We start from the raw sequence: 14,586 nt of genomic DNA, 5'->3' as shown, positions 1-14,586 counted from the left end.
GTTACCATGTTCACTATCCGAGCTCGCGCGGCAGAAGACAATGCGCAACTGGTGGAGATTTGGCAGCGTTCGGTACGCGCTACCCACCATTTTCTTACCGAAGAAGACATCGCCAAACTCTATCCGTTGGTGCTGAACGATTACCTGCCTGCGGTCAACGTTTGGGTTGCCGTGGACGGCACCGGCCAGCCCTGCGGTTTTATCGGACTGAGCGGCAACAAAGTGGAAATGCTGTTTATCGATCAGGATCAGCGTGGCAAAGGCGTCGGCAAGGCACTGCTGGAGCATGCGGAAACCTTGCATGACGAGTTACAGCTGGACGTCAATGAACAGAACCCGCAGGCCAGCGGTTTTTACCGCCACTACGGGTTTGAAATCACCGGGCGTTCCGCGCTCGACGGCCAGGGCAACCCTTTCCCACTGCTGCACATGAAGCTCGCCAAACGCTAACGCCAATCCCTCGGCCATGGTCTGCCCTGGCCGTCGTTTTACCATCACTTCCGCTCATCACTTGATATACCAAATCAGAATAACTAATAGAATTTACATTCTTCCTGTCACTATAAACCCCCGGTAGGATTGGCCCGTATTCACCCAGCAACAGAGGTTCCGTCTGCCCTTATCCCAAGAAGCCGATCCCTTTCCGGCGTGACGCGCTCCGGACGGAATTCTGTGATGTATTAAATAAGGATTCGCTTCTCTATGATCGTTCTTTCGAACGTTTGCAAAACTTTTGACAGCGCACAGGGCCGCGTTGTCGCAGTGGATGACGTCAACCTGACGGTCGAGGCCGGGCAAATCTACGGCATCATCGGCTACAGCGGCGCCGGTAAAAGCACGCTGATCCGCTTGCTGAACGGGCTGGAAACGCCCAGCAGCGGCAGCATTCAGGTTGAAGGTTTCGATATCGCCGGAGCCGAAGGCAATGCCTTGCGCCAGGCGCGGTTGAAAATCAGCATGGTGTTCCAACACTTCAACCTGCTGTGGTCACGCACCGTCAGTCAGAACATTGCTTTTTCCATGCAAATCGCCGGCGTGCCCAAAGCACAGATTAAACCGCGAGTGGCGGAGCTGGTCGCGCTGGTTGGGCTGCAGGGCCGCGAAGATGCCTATCCGTCGCAGTTGAGCGGCGGACAAAAACAGCGCGTCGGCATCGCCCGCGCGCTGGCCAATAATCCGGGGGTTCTGCTGTGCGATGAGGCCACTTCGGCGCTCGACCCTCAAACCACAGACTCGATTCTCGATTTGCTGCTCGACATCAATCGCAAGCTGAACCTGACCATTGTGCTGATCACCCATGAAATGCACGTCGTGCGCAAAATTTGCCACCGGGTGGCAGTGATGGAAAACGGTCGCATCGTAGAGGAAGGCCCGGTGATTGACGTGTTCACCCGGCCGCAGCAGCCGATCACCCAACAGTTCGTCAAACAGGTTTCGCAATATCAGGAAACCGAGGAAAGCTTCAATCCGCTGTTGAACCAACATCTGTCGGGCGTGATTTTCAAGCTGACGTTTGTCGGCGTGCAGACCCATCAGGCGGTGATTTCCGACGTTATCCTGCGTTACAAGGTAAGTATCAACATTCTGCACGGCAAAATCAGTCAAACCCTGAATGGTTCCTTTGGCGAACTTTACATTCACGTCGAAGGCAACGACCTGCAAATCGACAGCATGCTGAAGCTGTTAAAAGAGCAACAGATCGCCGTTGAGGTCATTAAACATGCTTGAGTCACTGTTCCCTCATCTGCGTCTTGATTCGTTGTTGAACGCCACCTGGGAAACCCTGTATATGACCTGGATCGCCGGTTTGGCGACGCTGGTACTTGGTATCGTCCTCGGGGTGTTGCTGTTCCTGACCTCCCGCGGTCAGCTGCTGCAAAACCGCGCCGTCTATTCGCTGATTTCAGTGCTGGTCAACGTGTTCCGCTCCATTCCTTTCATCATTCTGATCGTGTTGTTGATCCCGTTCACCAAGACGTTGATCGGCACCATTCTGGGCGCCGATGCGGCATTGCCGGCGCTAATCGTCGGCGCGGCGCCGTTCTACGCCCGATTGGTCGAGATTGGCCTGCGCGAAGTCGACAAAGGGGTGATTGAGGCGGCGCGATCGATGGGCGCCAAAACCAGCACCATTATCTTCCGCGTGCTGCTGCCGGAATCTTCACCGGCACTGGTTTCAGGCATTACCGTTACCCTGATCGCGCTGGTGAGCTACACCGCGATGGCCGGGGTAATTGGCGCAGGCGGGCTGGGCAATCTGGCCTATCTGGAAGGTTTTCAACGCAACCACGGTGACGTGACGCTGGCCGCAACGCTGACGATTTTATTGATCGTTTTCGTTATCCAGTTCATTGGCGACACCCTTACAACCACGCTCGATAAACGATAAATAACCAGGGAATAATGATGATGAAAAAACAAATTATGATGCTGGCTTTCGCCTCACTGACCGCGTTGGCCTCTTTGGGTGCCTCGGCGGAAACCAAGCTGGTGGTCGGCGCATCTAACGTGCCGCACGCGGAAATCCTCGAGCAGGCCAAGCCGATACTGGCGAAGGAAGGCATAGATTTGGTGATCAAACCTTTCCAGGACTACATCCTGCCCAACACCGCGCTGGCCAGCCACGATATTGACGCCAACTATTTCCAACACGTGCCTTACCTGAATTCGGTGCTTAAGGATCATGCCGACGACAAGAGCTACGACTTTGTCAGCGCCGGCGCTATCCATATCGAACCTATCGGTATTTACTCCAAGAAGTACAAAAGCCTGAAGGATTTACCGGACAACGGCAAAATCATCATGCGTGACGCGGTGGCGGAAGAAGGTCGTATTTTGTCGATCTTTGAAAAAGAGGGCGTGATTAAACTGAAGCCGGGCGTGAGCAAGGTGGATGCGCGCATTTCTGACGTGGTGGAAAACCCGAAACACCTGAAATTCCAGGCCAATGTGGAAGGTGCACTGCTGCCGCAGATGTACAACAACGACGAGGGCGATGCGGTGGTGATTAACGCCAACTACGCCATCGACGCCGGGCTGAACCCGACCAAAGACCCGATTGCGGTGGAAAGCGGCGAAAACAACCCTTATGCCAACATCATCACCGTGCACAAGGCCGACGTGAACAAGCCGGAAATTGTGGCGCTGGTGAAGGTGCTGCACTCCAAGGCGATTCAGGATTTCATCCGCGAAAAATACCAGGGTGCGGTGATCCCGGTTAACCAATAATACCGACCAAGGCCGCAGCGATGCGGCCTTTATTCCTGTCGTGTGCCCTGCTTAGACCTTATTGCCCACCTGACTCAGGCGCGGCCAGACCAGCATCAACGCATCAACCAAACGCAACAAATCTTCACGGCTGGCGCCTTCGCGTGCCTGAGTCGACATGCCCTCAATGGTACAAATGATAAATTTGGCCAGCAGCGCGGTATCGGTTTTCACCAACAGTTCGCCCTGTTCTACCTTGCGGTCGAAGCAAGCCTTCAGGCTGGCCTCCTGCATATGATGTTTCTTGCGCAGCATCTCGGCCACATCACCAGAAGAAGATGATAACGCCGCGGACGCACAAACCATCAGGCAGCCGGACGGTTTTTCCGGATCGGTGAACAGCTGCGCCAGAGAACGCACATAATCCTCGACGATCTCCGCCACCGGCAAATCCTGCTCCAGCCGTTGGTCGATGCACGTGGTGTATTTTTCCAGGTAGCGCTCTACCGCTGCGCGGAACAACCCTTCTTTATTGCCAAACTCCGCATACAGCGTAGGCGCTTTGGCACCGGTCACCTCGACCAGATCGGCCATCGAGGTGGATTCATAACCATGCAGCCAGAACAGATCGAGTGCGCTGTCCAGCGCACGGTCGCGATCAAACTGCTTCGGTCTGCCACGCGTTTTTTTGGCGCAGACTTCTTCATTGATGCTCATAGACCCTCTCTTATCCCGCTCCGCAGCAGGGCTTGCCAATTAAATTAACGGTCATTATAAAAAAATATTGCGCTCTCGTCGAGAAGAGATTATCATTTAGTTATCGATCGTTAAGTAATTAGCGACAACCAATTTAAATACGCCCATTTACGTTGATAAAACAGGAAATAACTTCATGAAAAACTTAAAAATGACGCTTGCAGCCCTTGCGCTGGCCTCTGTTTCATTCGGCAGCTTCGCCGCCGATCTGGTTAACAGCCAACCGGCAGATCAGCAGAAAGCCGGGGTGATCACCGTCAGCGGGGCTTCAGACCTCACCGCTCTGGAAGCCGGTTTGGCGGCCAAGGCTGACGCAGCCGGGGCAAAATCGTTCCAGATCGTTGGCGCAGGCGGCAACAACCAACTGCATGGCACCGCATTAATTTATAAATAACAATAAGTTGATTAAATAATGCTGGAGTGGCTACGGCTTTTGGCCTTCCAGCAAAAAGCTGTCAGAAAAAATTAATTAACGAACACTAAAAAAATAGTTGCAAAGCGTCGAACAGGCGTCTAACATTAAATTATCGATCGTTAATTAATTTAACGACCCAACAGACAAAACCTTATACAGAATATAAAGATAGGAATAAGACTATGAAAAACCTGAAAATCACCATCGCAGCCATCGCACTGGCCACCGCTTCATTCGGCAGCTTTGCCGCCGATTTGGTTAACGCTCAACCGGCAGATCTGCAAAAAGCCGGCGTAGTCACCGTCAGCGGTGCATCCGACCTGACCAGCCTGGAAAACAAACTGGCGGCCAAAGCGGATGAAGCAGGCGCTAAATCATTCCAGATCATCTCAACTACCGGCGACAACAAGCTGCACGGTACTGCGATCATCTACAATTAATGGCTGAATCAGCTATTGCGCAAAGAGGCGGCCTTGGGCCGCCTTTTGTTTTATGGTTGGTACTCAGTCGCTTTGCAGATTCTTGAGCAGGTAAATATTGCAGCCGTGGTGGCCGGTATTGCCGCGTCTTTCCGTCAGCAGCGTAAAACCCAGCGCATAATACAATCCCAGCGCCTCTTTCAACTGCTCGGTGGTTTCCAGATAACAGTAGCGGTACCCCGCTGCCCGCGCCGCTTTCAGCGCCTGCACCACCATGTAACGCGCCATGCCTAACCCGCGTACGCTGGGTTTGAAAAACAGTTTTTGCAGCTCGCAGTAACCGACGTCACCGCCCGCCAAAGGGGCAATGCCGACGCCCCCCACTACCTGGCCTTCCTGTTCCAGCACCCAATATTTTCCACCGTTATCCTGGTAAACGCCGGTCAGGCGATCCAAATCGGGATCGTGCAGACTAACGCCTTCCATTTTATCCATGCCGTACTCGCGGAATACGTTGCAAATAATCCCCGCCATCGCGGCATCATCATCCTGGGTTATCGGACGAACCCGCAAAGCGGCGTCACGCTGCTTACGTGCGTTACGTAATGCCGAGGTCATCTTTTTCATCGCGGCCGTAGTGGCAGCCAACTCATCATCGTCCAACTGCGCCAATGCATCCTGCATAAATCCATCGGCATTGGTGTCTATCGCCGCCAGCGTTTTACGGCCCAAACGGGTCAGTTGATTCAGGTTGTGGCGTTTATCGTGCGGATAATCCACCGCTTCAATCATGCCTGCGGCAACCAGGCTACGCACCGCCCGGCTGGCACTGGCCTTATCGATACACAACCGGGTGGCCAGTTCGGTCACGCCCAGGGGTAGCGTGCTGATCTCAATCAGAATATGGATCTGTAATGGTGAAAAACGGCTGCCGTTACTCTGTTTATTCAGCATGCCCAGTTCTCTGACCAGGTTGCGCGACAATGCCCTGAAATCTCTGATGTTCACAATCAATGTCCCCGTTGATACCAGCGCTAAAACACTTCACTTAGTTGATAGTGTTACCTAATATTCATTACCATAACGGATTTTTAAACGGCGTGAAATCTCAACCTGACGAGAGACCTGCAGCAATCTGTCGCCTCAAGTAGAATTACATTCTTTACTGAATTAAATTTACAAAATAAAAATCCATAAAATATATATTTTACAAATAATAAACCCATCAAAAACCGGGCAATTCAGCAAACCAGATAAAATACGAATGATATCCTTACACAATCCATTGTATTTGAATGAGTTATTTAATCCCCAATAGCGCCAATTATGTCGATATTCAGTTGTATTTTGTTACATATCCATGGCAGGATTGCCCCGTTTAAATAGCACCTGTTATTTCCCCTGCCGTTTAAATTCCTGGCGCAAAACGGTCTGTCTTGCGCGCTTTTATAATCATGGAGAGATTGTATTCCGATGAAAAAATCACTCGTTGTCTGCTCAGTCGCCCTTTCCGTCAGCCTGCTGGCAGGCTGTGCTACTGAATCCTCGCGCTCTCTGGAAGTGCCTAAAGTGGCGTCCTACAACACCAGCTACCAGGGGCAGCGCAGCCCTATCTCCGTCGGCAAGTTCGATAACCGCTCCAGCTATATGAACGGCATCTTCTCCGATGGCGTCGATCGCCTGGGCAACCAGTCAAAAACCATCCTGATCACCCATCTGCAGCAAACCGGCCGCTTCAACGTGCTTGATCGCGCCAATATGGATGAGTTGAAAACTGAAGCCGGCATTAAAGGCCAAACCCAGACGCTGAAAGGCGCCAACTACGTGATCACCGGTGACGTGACCGAATTCGGCCGTAAAGAAGTGGGCGATCACCAGCTGTGGGGCATTCTGGGGCGCGGTAAAACGCAGGTGGCCTATGCCAAGGTCAATTTGAATGTGGTCAACGTACAGACCTCAGAAGTGGTTTACTCCACCCAGGGTGCCGGCGAGTACCAACTATCCAACCGTGAAATCATCGGCTTCGGCGGCACCGCCAGCTACGATTCCACCCTCAACGGCAAAGTGTTGGATCTGGCCGTACGCGAAGCGGTCAATAACCTGGTTGCCGGTATCGAAAGTGGCGCATGGCGCCCTGCTAACTAACGGAATAGAAGCAGCAATATGATAACTAAAAAAATGGGTGGGGCGCTGTTCGCAGCGACCCTGCTGGCCGGCTGCGCCGCGCCAAAAACGCTCTACAACTGGGATGGCTATCAAACTTCGATTTACCAATATTACCAACAGGATGGCCAAAGCCCTGAACAACAGATTTTGACGCTAAAAGAAATTGCCGAAAAATCTCGCGCCAAGAATAAAGCCGTGCCGCCGGGCCTGCATGCACAACTGGGGTTGCTGTACAGCAAAACCGGCAATACCGGCCAGGCCATGACCGAGTTCAATACAGAGAAAACGCTGTTCCCGGAATCAGCGCCGTTTATGAATTTCCTGATGGCTAAGGATAAGGGGAGCTTTAAATGAAACGTGCATTAGGTTTCTTCAGCGTCGCCGTTACCCTGCTGTTGAGCGGCTGCGCCAAACAAGCACCTTACGATTATGCAGCCTTCCACGAGAGCAAGCCGAAATCCATCCTGGTGCTCCCCCCTGTCAATCAGTCGCCGGATGTCAAAGCCAGCCATAGCGTCCTTGCAAGCACCACGCTGCCGTTGGCGGAAGCCGGTTACTATGTGCTGCCGGTCGCCGTGGTCGAAGAGACTTTTCAGCAAAACGGCCTGACCAACGCCAACGATATCCGTGCGGTCAGTATCCAAAAGCTGCATAAGATCTTCGGTGCCGACGCTGTGTTGTACCTGGATGTCACACAATACGGCACCAGCTATATCGTTATTAACAGCGAAACGCGCGTTACCGTGAAAGCCAGGTTGGTCGATTTGCGTAACGGCAAACAACTTTGGGCCGGCAGCGCTACCGCCTCCAGCAACGAAAATAACAACAACTCCAGCGGCGGTCTGCTGGGTATGGTAATCAGCGCCGCCATCGCGCAAATTGCCGATACCATCAGTGACAAGGGGTTCGATGTTGGTGCCATCGCCAATACCCGCTTGTTGTCAGCAAACGGCCAGAACGGCGCCATTTTGTATGGCCCGCGCTCGCCGCATTACGCCAGCCAACGCTAACCTCCAAGGGCGGCAGATCCGGCCGCCCAAACCTGGTTTCCCTTTTGCCAAAAGTAGCCCATGCTGTAACAGTGATGAGGTGAGCTACCGCTCATCTTGCACCTCCTTTTGGCAAACAGGACGGCTTGCTCATGACGAAAAAAACCACGTTGCTGCAGTTTTTCCATTGGTATTACCCCGATGGCGGTAAGTTATGGCAGGAAGCCGCCGAACGCGCAGAGCAAATTGCCGGGATCGGCATCACCGACCTGTGGCTTCCCCCTGCCTATAAAGGCGCTTCCGGCGGCTATTCGGTAGGTTACGACAGCTATGATCTGTTCGACCTGGGGGAGTTCGATCAAAAAGGCAGTCGCGCCACCAAATATGGTGATAAAGAGGCGTTGGCCCTTGCCGCTAACCGGCTACGCGACAACGGCGTAAGGGTCATTTACGACGTGGTGTTTAACCATAAGCTCGGGGCCGACGAAAAAGAGCAGGTGCACGTATACAAAGCGGATGCCAACAACCGCAATGACATCAACGATCAGGGTTTTGACGCCCTGGCCTATACCCGCTTCACCTTTCCAGGGCGGCAAGGTACCTATTCCAAATTCATTTGGGACTACAAATGCTTCGGCGGAGTGGATTACGTAGAACAGCCCGATGAAAAAGGCGTTTTCAAAATCGCCAATGATTACGGCGACGACGGCTGGAACGATCAGGTCGGCGACGAGAAAGGCAACTACGATTACCTGATGGGCGCCGACGTTGAGTTTCGCAACCCCGCCGTGACGGAGGAACTGAAATACTGGGCTCGCTGGCTGATGGAGACTCTGCCCTGCGACGGTTTCCGGCTGGACGCCGCCAAACACATCCCGGCCTGGTTCTTTAAAGAGTGGGCTGATCATGTGCGTGACAGCGCGCAGCGCGATCTGTTTATCGTCGCCGAATATTGGTCGCACGATCTGGCAGCGTTACAACAGTATATTGACCTGGTCGAGGGCAAAGTGATGCTGTTCGACGTAGCCTTGCACCTGAAGTTTCATCAGGCATCCAAGCAGGGGGACGGGTTCGATATGGCGCAAATTTTCACCGACACCCTGACCGCCGCCGATCCGGCCCATTCGGTCACGCTGGTCGCCAACCACGACACCCAGCCGCTGCAATCGCTGGAAGCTCCGGTCGAACCCTGGTTCAAACCGCTGGCCTATGCTCTGATCCTGCTGCGCGAACAAGGCGTACCCTGCGTGTTCTATCCCGATCTGTACGGTGCCAGCTATAAGGATAAAGGCAGTGACGGCCAGGAATACCAAATTGATATGCCGGTGATCCCGGAGTTGGAAAAGTTGATCCAGGCGCGTCAACGCTTTGCCAACGGCGTGCAAACCGATTATTTTGATGATAAAAACTGCGTCGCTTTCACCCGTAGCGGCACCGCCGATGCCCCTGGCTGCGTGGTGGTGCTCACCAACGGAGCTGAAAGCGGCAAAGCGGTTTCGCTGGGCGATGCTCTGGCACATAAAAGCTGGCGTGATCTGCTCGGCAACCGTCAGGATGAGGTCATCACCGACGAACTGGGGCAGGCAACTTTCCCGGTTAACGGCGGCAGCGTCAGCGTTTGGGTGTTGGCGGAAACCCTGTAGCGGGTACGCCGTTGCGGCGTTCGGTCGCAACGGCGGCAAACTATTTTTTGCCTTTCAGGTCTAAATTGGGGTAACACCTTAGCAAACCATTCACACCGGAGCCTAAATAGGGTACAAGGCTGCATGAAAATTCCAAAACGACTCCAGCCATTGGTAGATGATGGTTTAATTGACGACGTCATCCGCCGTTTGAAAAGTGGCAAAGAAGCCGACGTCTTTATCGTGCGCTGCGGCGAAGAGATCCGCTGCGCCAAAGTCTACAAAGAAGCAGAAAAACGTAACTTCAAGCAGGCCGTGAACTATCAGGAAGGGCGCAAAGTGCGCAACAGCCGTGATGCACGCGCCATGAGCAAAGGCTCTAAATTCGGCCGCCAGCAGCAGGAAGAAGCCTGGCAGAACACCGAGGTCGATGCGCTGAACCTGCTCGCCAAAGCGGGCGTTCGCGTGCCGCAGCCGGATATCTGTCTGGATGGCGTACTGCTGATGGAACTGATCACCGACGAAGAAGGCCTGGTAGCGCCGCGCTTGAGCGATGTTACCCTGACGCCGGAACAGGCACGGGCCGATCACGCATTGATGATGAACTATGCGGTACGCATGCTGTGTGCCGGGCTGGTGCATGGCGACCTGTCGGAATTCAACGTGCTGATGGACAAAAACGGGCCGGTGATTATCGATCTGCCGCAGGTGGTGGATGCCGCCGCCAACAACCACGCCAAAAGCATGTTCGAACGTGATATCAACAACATGTCGCAGTTTTACGGTCAGTACGCGCCAGAACTGCTCGGCAGCAAATATGCCAAAGAGATTTGGGCGCTGTACCAGGAAGGTAATCTGACCCCGGCGAGCGTGCTGACCGGCAAGTTTGTCGAGAGCAACAAACGCGCCGATGTCGGTTCCGTCCTGGAAGAGATCCAGGCGGCCAGCGAAGAGCACCAACGCCAACTGATGGCCCGCAACGAAGAAGATTAATCCTCCGGCCCTTTTTATCGGGCCGGGGTTTATTCGATCCTGACGACGTCAGGATGGCGTTCCGTCGCGGCTTCGTGGTAAATGTCCCCCAGATAGCCGGCTATCTCGCTTTCGGTCAATTCATCCGGCAACACGATGTCGTAACTGCGCGCATACTTGCGCTCCGGCAACGTCACGCGAAACAGCTGCCACTGCCCCCCTGCCCGTTTGACCCCCAGCAGGCGGCCGAACACATTAAAAATCATCACCCGCATTCCCTCCCCGGCGCGTTTTAGGCTATAACACAAGCTAGCCCCGCCGCATCGAAAAGGAAAGACAATGACCGCTAATGCGCCACAGTTCTGGCGTGATCCGCAGCTCCCCTTCGTGGAAGCCCGCGCCATTGAAGATGGCCGTAAGGTTTGTTACGCCCTGCACAGCCATGAAATCTTTTCCATCGGCGCCATCACCGACGGCACCAGTATTTATATTAACGGCAGCCAAGCGTTGCAGGTCAGCACCGGCGATGTGGTGATCATCAATCCGCAGCAGGCCCACGCCTGTAACCCCATCGGCGACCAGCGCTGGTCATACATCATGTTTTATATTGATGCCGCCTGGCTGGGTAAATTGCATCAAGAAATCGTCGGCGGCGACGGCCGTTTTATCCCCTTCACTCAGGTGCTCAGCCGTGACCCCGAACTGTTTGGTGGCCTGAACCGGCTGTATGAGCTACTGATCGACCCACTGCGCTGCCATTTGGAAAAACAGATCGCTCTGGTGGAATACTTCAGCGATTTGCAGATCTCTTTGGGGAATACGCCAGTTACCCCCTACGAGCACCCAAGATTGGCGGCCGCGGCAGCCTTTATCAACGCGCATTGCACCCAACCGCTCACGCTGGAAGCCATCTGCCAGGCGGCAGCGCTTTCGCCCTCTTACCTGATACGCGCCTTTAAACAGCGTTACGGCATGACGCCGCATGCTTATCTGGTTAACCAACGCATTCAATTCGGTCACCGGTTGCTGAAACGCGGTTATCCGATCGCCGCAGCGGCCAGCGAAAGCGGTTTTGCCGATCAGGCGCACTTTCAGCGCACCTTCAAACTGTTGCTGGCCGCCACCCCCGGCCAGTACCAAAACCCACGCTAAATGCCGTCGGCCAACAGATAGCAGGCGCTGGCTGCCAACAGCAGCGCCATCAAGCGATTAAAACGCCGTACGTTGCGTGCCTGCTGCAGCAGGCCGGTCAACATCGCGCCGGTGTAAGCCCAGCAGGCCACCGAGGCATAACAGATCACAAAGTAAATTACCGCGAACTGCCACAGCAGCAGGCGATCGCCATCGGCAACAAACGCTCCCAGACTGGCCACCGACGCCAGCCAGGCCTTGGGGTTCAGCCACTGCAACAGCGCGCCGTACCAGAAAGAAGGGGCTTGCGGTTGACTACCCTGCCCCAAGCGGCCGTCATCAAACGCCAGTTGATACGCCATAAACAACAAAAACGCGATGCCCGCCCACTGGATAACCTGCGTCAGCACCGGCCACAGCACCAACAGCGAGTTCAGCCCCAGACCTAGCAGGATCAACAGCAGAGTAAACCCCAGCGTGGCGCCCGAAACATGGCGCAGAGTGGCGTTGAAACCGAATTGTGCCCCCGCGCTCAGTGCAACGATATTGACCGGACCGGGGGTGATGGAAGAGGCCAGCGCAAATGCGGCCATGGAAAGATAGATATTCATTAAAGGCACCTGAGAAAGAGTTCACAGATGCCAGACTGACGGTTTGGCTTGTCACTGTATTGAACAGAATTACCCTACGCCGGCGCTAACCCGGCATCAGGCCGATAAAGCTGGTTTTCTTGCGTGGGCCGGTCATCAGCGCTTCCAGTTTCTCCACGCATTGCAGATAGTGCGGCGTCTTTTTGTGAGCGGCGACCGCCTGCTCGTCCCGATAGGCTTCATAAATATAAAACCGCGTCGGGATGGATTCATCTTGCAATACGTCAAAACGCAGGTTGCCCGGCTCTTCTATCGCCCCCAGGTGATTGGCGCGAAAGACCTCAATAAACTCGTCGATTTTGTCCTGTTTAACGTTAATTTCTACCAGTGTGACGTGCATGGCGACTCCTTGTTAAACCTCGAAGGTCAATGTTCTTTCCAACCATAGGTTTAATCCCACAGATTGCCCCTCCGCAAGGGTAATTTTGCAGCCTGGCTCACAAATCCCGCCAGGCCTGTCGCTTCCCCCACCGGGGCGAACAGTACGGCATCTATAGTTAAGGTTCCTCCCCAGAGAGTGTGAGCTATGGATAACTATTTGATGGCGCTGGATGCAGGCACCGGCAGCGTTCGCGCGGTAATCTTCGATCTGGCGGGTAACCAGATCGCTCAGGGCCAGGCAGAATGGCAGCATTTGGCCGTGCCGGGCGTGCCCGGTTCCATGGAGTTTGACCTCAGCCACAACTGGCAGTTGACCTGCCAATGTATCCGCCAGGCGCTGCAAAACGCCGGTCTCTCTGGCCAGGCCATCCGTTCCGTGGCCTGCTGCTCCATGCGTGAAGGCATCGTACTCTACGATCGCGACGGCGTGCCGATCTGGGCCTGCGCCAACGTTGATGCCCGTGCCAGCCAGGAAGTCAGCGAACTGAAAGAGCTGCATAACCATAATTTTGAGCGCGAGGTTTACCAGTATTCAGGCCAAACGCTGGCGTTGAGCGCCATGCCGCGCCTGCTGTGGCTGGCGCATCACCGGCCGGACATTTACCGTCAGGCGGCAACGCTGACCATGATCAGCGACTGGCTGGCAAATATGCTCAGCGGTGAACTGGCGGTGGATCCCTCCAACGCCGGTACCACCGGCATGCTCGACTTGGTCAACCGCGACTGGCGTCCGGCGCTGCTCGATATGGCAGGACTGCGTGCCGATATGCTGTCGCCGGTGAAAGAGACCGGCTGTGTGCTGGGACACATCACCGAACAGGCGGCACAGCAAAGCGGCTTACTGCGCGGCACACCGGTCGTGATGGGCGGCGGCGATGTGCAACTGGGCAGCCTGGGGCTGGGGGTGGTGCATGCCGGGCAGACAGCCGTGCTGGGCGGCACCTTCTGGCAACAGATCGTCAATCTGCCGGAACCGGCCACCGATCCGGAGATGAACATTCGCATCAACCCACACGTGATCCCCGGCATGGCACAAGCGGAGTCGATAAGTTTCTTCACCGGGTTGACCATGCGCTGGTTCCGCGACGCCTTCTGTGCCGAAGAGAAGCTGCTGGCGGAACGGCTGGGGGTCGATGCCTACAGCCTGCTGGAAGAGATGGCGGCGCGCGTGCCGCCTGGGGCCTACGGCGTGATGCCGATATTTTCCGACGCCATGCATTTCAAGACCTGGTACCACGCCGCGCCGTCGTTTATTAACCTGTCGCTCGACCCGGAACGCTGCAATAAGCAGACCCTGTTCCGTGCGCTGGAAGAAAATGCCGCCATTGTGTCGGCCTGCAATCTGGAACAAATCGCCAGCTTCTCCGGCGTGCAGGCCCGTTCGCTGGTGTTCGCCGGCGGCGGCTCGAAGGGCAAGCTGTGGAGCCAAATCCTTAGCGACGTTACCGGCCTGACGGTGCGTGTGCCGGTGGTGAAAGAAGCCACCGCGCTGGGTTGCGCGATTGCCGCTGGGGTGGGGGCGGGACTGTATGAATCGTTGGCGCAAACCGGGGAACAGCTGGTGCGTTGGGAGCGAGAATATCAGCCGGATATGGCCAACCATGAGCTGTACCGGCACCAAAAAGAAACCTGGCGTCAGGTGTATGCCGATCAGCTCACCCTGGTCGATCACGGCCTGACCACCTCGATGTGGAAAGCGCCGGGCTTGTAATACACGACCGGGTGCAGCCTGCTGCACCCATCGCATAAGCTTATGCCAATTAAACATTTAGCCAGCCTGACGGCCGATAGCCCATGCCAGACTGGCCCCACGCGATTATTCCCGCTCAGAAACAGTGTAACCACCGTAAACGGATTTATCCGCCGCAGAGGCCTGCG

Annotated in this window: 18 protein-coding genes; 13 read left to right on the top strand and 5 right to left on the bottom strand. The window is 54.9% G+C overall.

The features are described 5' to 3' along the window. The first annotated feature begins 6 nt into the window (after positions 1-6). The 4 genes from AAZT04_RS02835 (at position 7) to AAZT04_RS02820 (ending at position 3,228) form a co-directional block, all read left to right on the top strand. Positions 7-450, top strand: a complete 444-nt coding sequence (locus tag AAZT04_RS02835; RefSeq protein ID WP_130015952.1) for an acetyltransferase — start codon at positions 7-9, stop codon at positions 448-450. Between the two features lie 252 nt (positions 451-702). Further along, positions 703-1,728, top strand: a complete 1,026-nt coding sequence (locus AAZT04_RS02830) for a methionine ABC transporter ATP-binding protein (protein ID WP_048761358.1) — start codon at positions 703-705, stop codon at positions 1,726-1,728. Continuing rightward, positions 1,721-2,389 (top strand): methionine ABC transporter permease, encoded by a 669-nt coding sequence (locus tag AAZT04_RS02825; RefSeq protein ID WP_434678889.1) that lies wholly within the window; start codon positions 1,721-1,723, stop codon positions 2,387-2,389. The genes AAZT04_RS02830 and AAZT04_RS02825 overlap by 8 nt, the downstream gene beginning before the upstream one ends. A 17-nt stretch (positions 2,390-2,406) precedes the next feature. Then, positions 2,407-3,228: a MetQ/NlpA family ABC transporter substrate-binding protein gene (locus AAZT04_RS02820; protein WP_020825812.1), complete on the top strand. Its 822-nt coding sequence runs from the start codon at positions 2,407-2,409 to the stop codon at positions 3,226-3,228. A gap of 51 nt (positions 3,229-3,279) precedes the next feature. Here AAZT04_RS02820 and AAZT04_RS02815 read toward each other — a convergent pair whose 3' ends face one another. Further along, positions 3,280-3,924, bottom strand: coding sequence for a TetR/AcrR family transcriptional regulator (locus AAZT04_RS02815; RefSeq protein ID WP_046374192.1), 645 nt, complete (start codon positions 3,922-3,924; stop codon positions 3,280-3,282). A 175-nt stretch (positions 3,925-4,099) separates the two neighbouring features. Here AAZT04_RS02815 and bhsA (AAZT04_RS02810) point away from each other — a divergent pair, with 175 nt between their 5' ends. Both bhsA (AAZT04_RS02810) and bhsA (AAZT04_RS02805) read left to right on the top strand, forming a co-directional pair. Then, positions 4,100-4,357: a multiple stress resistance protein BhsA gene (bhsA, locus tag AAZT04_RS02810; RefSeq protein WP_020825810.1), complete on the top strand. Its 258-nt coding sequence runs from the start codon at positions 4,100-4,102 to the stop codon at positions 4,355-4,357. Positions 4,358-4,560: 203 nt separating this feature from the next. Then, positions 4,561-4,818 carry a multiple stress resistance protein BhsA gene (gene bhsA, locus AAZT04_RS02805; protein WP_020825809.1) on the top strand — a complete coding sequence of 86 codons (258 nt, stop codon included), beginning with the start codon at positions 4,561-4,563 and terminating at the stop codon, positions 4,816-4,818. A 63-nt stretch (positions 4,819-4,881) separates the two neighbouring features. On the opposite strand, the gene AAZT04_RS02800 is transcribed toward bhsA (AAZT04_RS02805), so the two are convergent. Continuing rightward, complete coding sequence (locus AAZT04_RS02800; RefSeq protein ID WP_041414322.1) at positions 4,882-5,805, bottom strand: bifunctional helix-turn-helix transcriptional regulator/GNAT family N-acetyltransferase; 924 nt, start codon at positions 5,803-5,805, stop codon at positions 4,882-4,884. Between the two features lie 465 nt (positions 5,806-6,270). Between AAZT04_RS02800 and AAZT04_RS02795 the strand changes: the two genes are divergently transcribed. The 5 genes from AAZT04_RS02795 to AAZT04_RS02775 all read left to right on the top strand — a co-directional run bounded on the left by AAZT04_RS02795 (position 6,271) and on the right by AAZT04_RS02775 (position 10,567). Then, complete coding sequence (locus tag AAZT04_RS02795) at positions 6,271-6,942, top strand: CsgG/HfaB family protein (RefSeq protein ID WP_020825807.1); 672 nt, start codon at positions 6,271-6,273, stop codon at positions 6,940-6,942. Positions 6,943-6,960: 18 nt separating this feature from the next. After that, positions 6,961-7,317, top strand: coding sequence for a DUF4810 domain-containing protein (locus AAZT04_RS02790; RefSeq protein ID WP_041414320.1), 357 nt, complete (start codon positions 6,961-6,963; stop codon positions 7,315-7,317). Continuing rightward, positions 7,314-7,973, top strand: a complete 660-nt coding sequence (locus AAZT04_RS02785; RefSeq protein WP_020825805.1) for a DUF799 domain-containing protein — start codon at positions 7,314-7,316, stop codon at positions 7,971-7,973. The genes AAZT04_RS02790 and AAZT04_RS02785 overlap by 4 nt, the downstream gene beginning before the upstream one ends. A 131-nt stretch (positions 7,974-8,104) precedes the next feature. Beyond that, a complete protein-coding gene (gene amyA, locus AAZT04_RS02780) occupies positions 8,105-9,595 on the top strand; it encodes an alpha-amylase (RefSeq protein ID WP_046374194.1) in 1,491 nt (496 codons plus the stop codon). 123 nt (positions 9,596-9,718) lie between these two features. Further along, positions 9,719-10,567: a PA4780 family RIO1-like protein kinase gene (locus AAZT04_RS02775; protein WP_020825803.1), complete on the top strand. Its 849-nt coding sequence runs from the start codon at positions 9,719-9,721 to the stop codon at positions 10,565-10,567. A 29-nt stretch (positions 10,568-10,596) separates the two neighbouring features. On the opposite strand, the gene AAZT04_RS02770 is transcribed toward AAZT04_RS02775, so the two are convergent. Beyond that, on the bottom strand, positions 10,597-10,815 hold the full coding sequence (locus tag AAZT04_RS02770; protein ID WP_041414319.1) for a DUF7661 family protein: 219 nt from the start codon (positions 10,813-10,815) through the stop codon (positions 10,597-10,599). Between the two features lie 70 nt (positions 10,816-10,885). Between AAZT04_RS02770 and AAZT04_RS02765 the strand changes: the two genes are divergently transcribed. Further along, a complete protein-coding gene (locus AAZT04_RS02765) occupies positions 10,886-11,698 on the top strand; it encodes an AraC family transcriptional regulator (RefSeq protein WP_129940106.1) in 813 nt (270 codons plus the stop codon). Here AAZT04_RS02765 and AAZT04_RS02760 read toward each other — a convergent pair. Both AAZT04_RS02760 and lsrG read right to left on the bottom strand, forming a co-directional pair. Beyond that, positions 11,695-12,288: a LysE family translocator gene (locus AAZT04_RS02760; protein ID WP_434678883.1), complete on the bottom strand. Its 594-nt coding sequence runs from the start codon at positions 12,286-12,288 to the stop codon at positions 11,695-11,697. The two genes, AAZT04_RS02765 and AAZT04_RS02760, sit on opposite strands and share 4 nt — an antisense overlap. Before the next feature lie 85 nt (positions 12,289-12,373). Then, positions 12,374-12,667 carry a (4S)-4-hydroxy-5-phosphonooxypentane-2,3-dione isomerase gene (gene lsrG, locus AAZT04_RS02755; protein WP_020825799.1) on the bottom strand — a complete coding sequence of 98 codons (294 nt, stop codon included), beginning with the start codon at positions 12,665-12,667 and terminating at the stop codon, positions 12,374-12,376. 186 nt (positions 12,668-12,853) lie between these two features. Here lsrG and lsrK point away from each other — a divergent pair, with 186 nt between their 5' ends. Further along, on the top strand, positions 12,854-14,419 hold the full coding sequence (lsrK, locus tag AAZT04_RS02750; protein WP_434678881.1) for an autoinducer-2 kinase: 1,566 nt from the start codon (positions 12,854-12,856) through the stop codon (positions 14,417-14,419). Positions 14,420-14,586: the final 167 nt, after the last annotated feature.

The organism is Serratia sp. Je.1.23.a (assembly GCF_051129805.1).
GTDB classification, from domain to species: domain Bacteria; phylum Pseudomonadota; class Gammaproteobacteria; order Enterobacterales; family Enterobacteriaceae; genus Serratia; species Serratia liquefaciens.
Note: the sequence above shows the minus strand (reverse complement) of the source record. Positions and strands in the feature narration are given on the sequence as shown.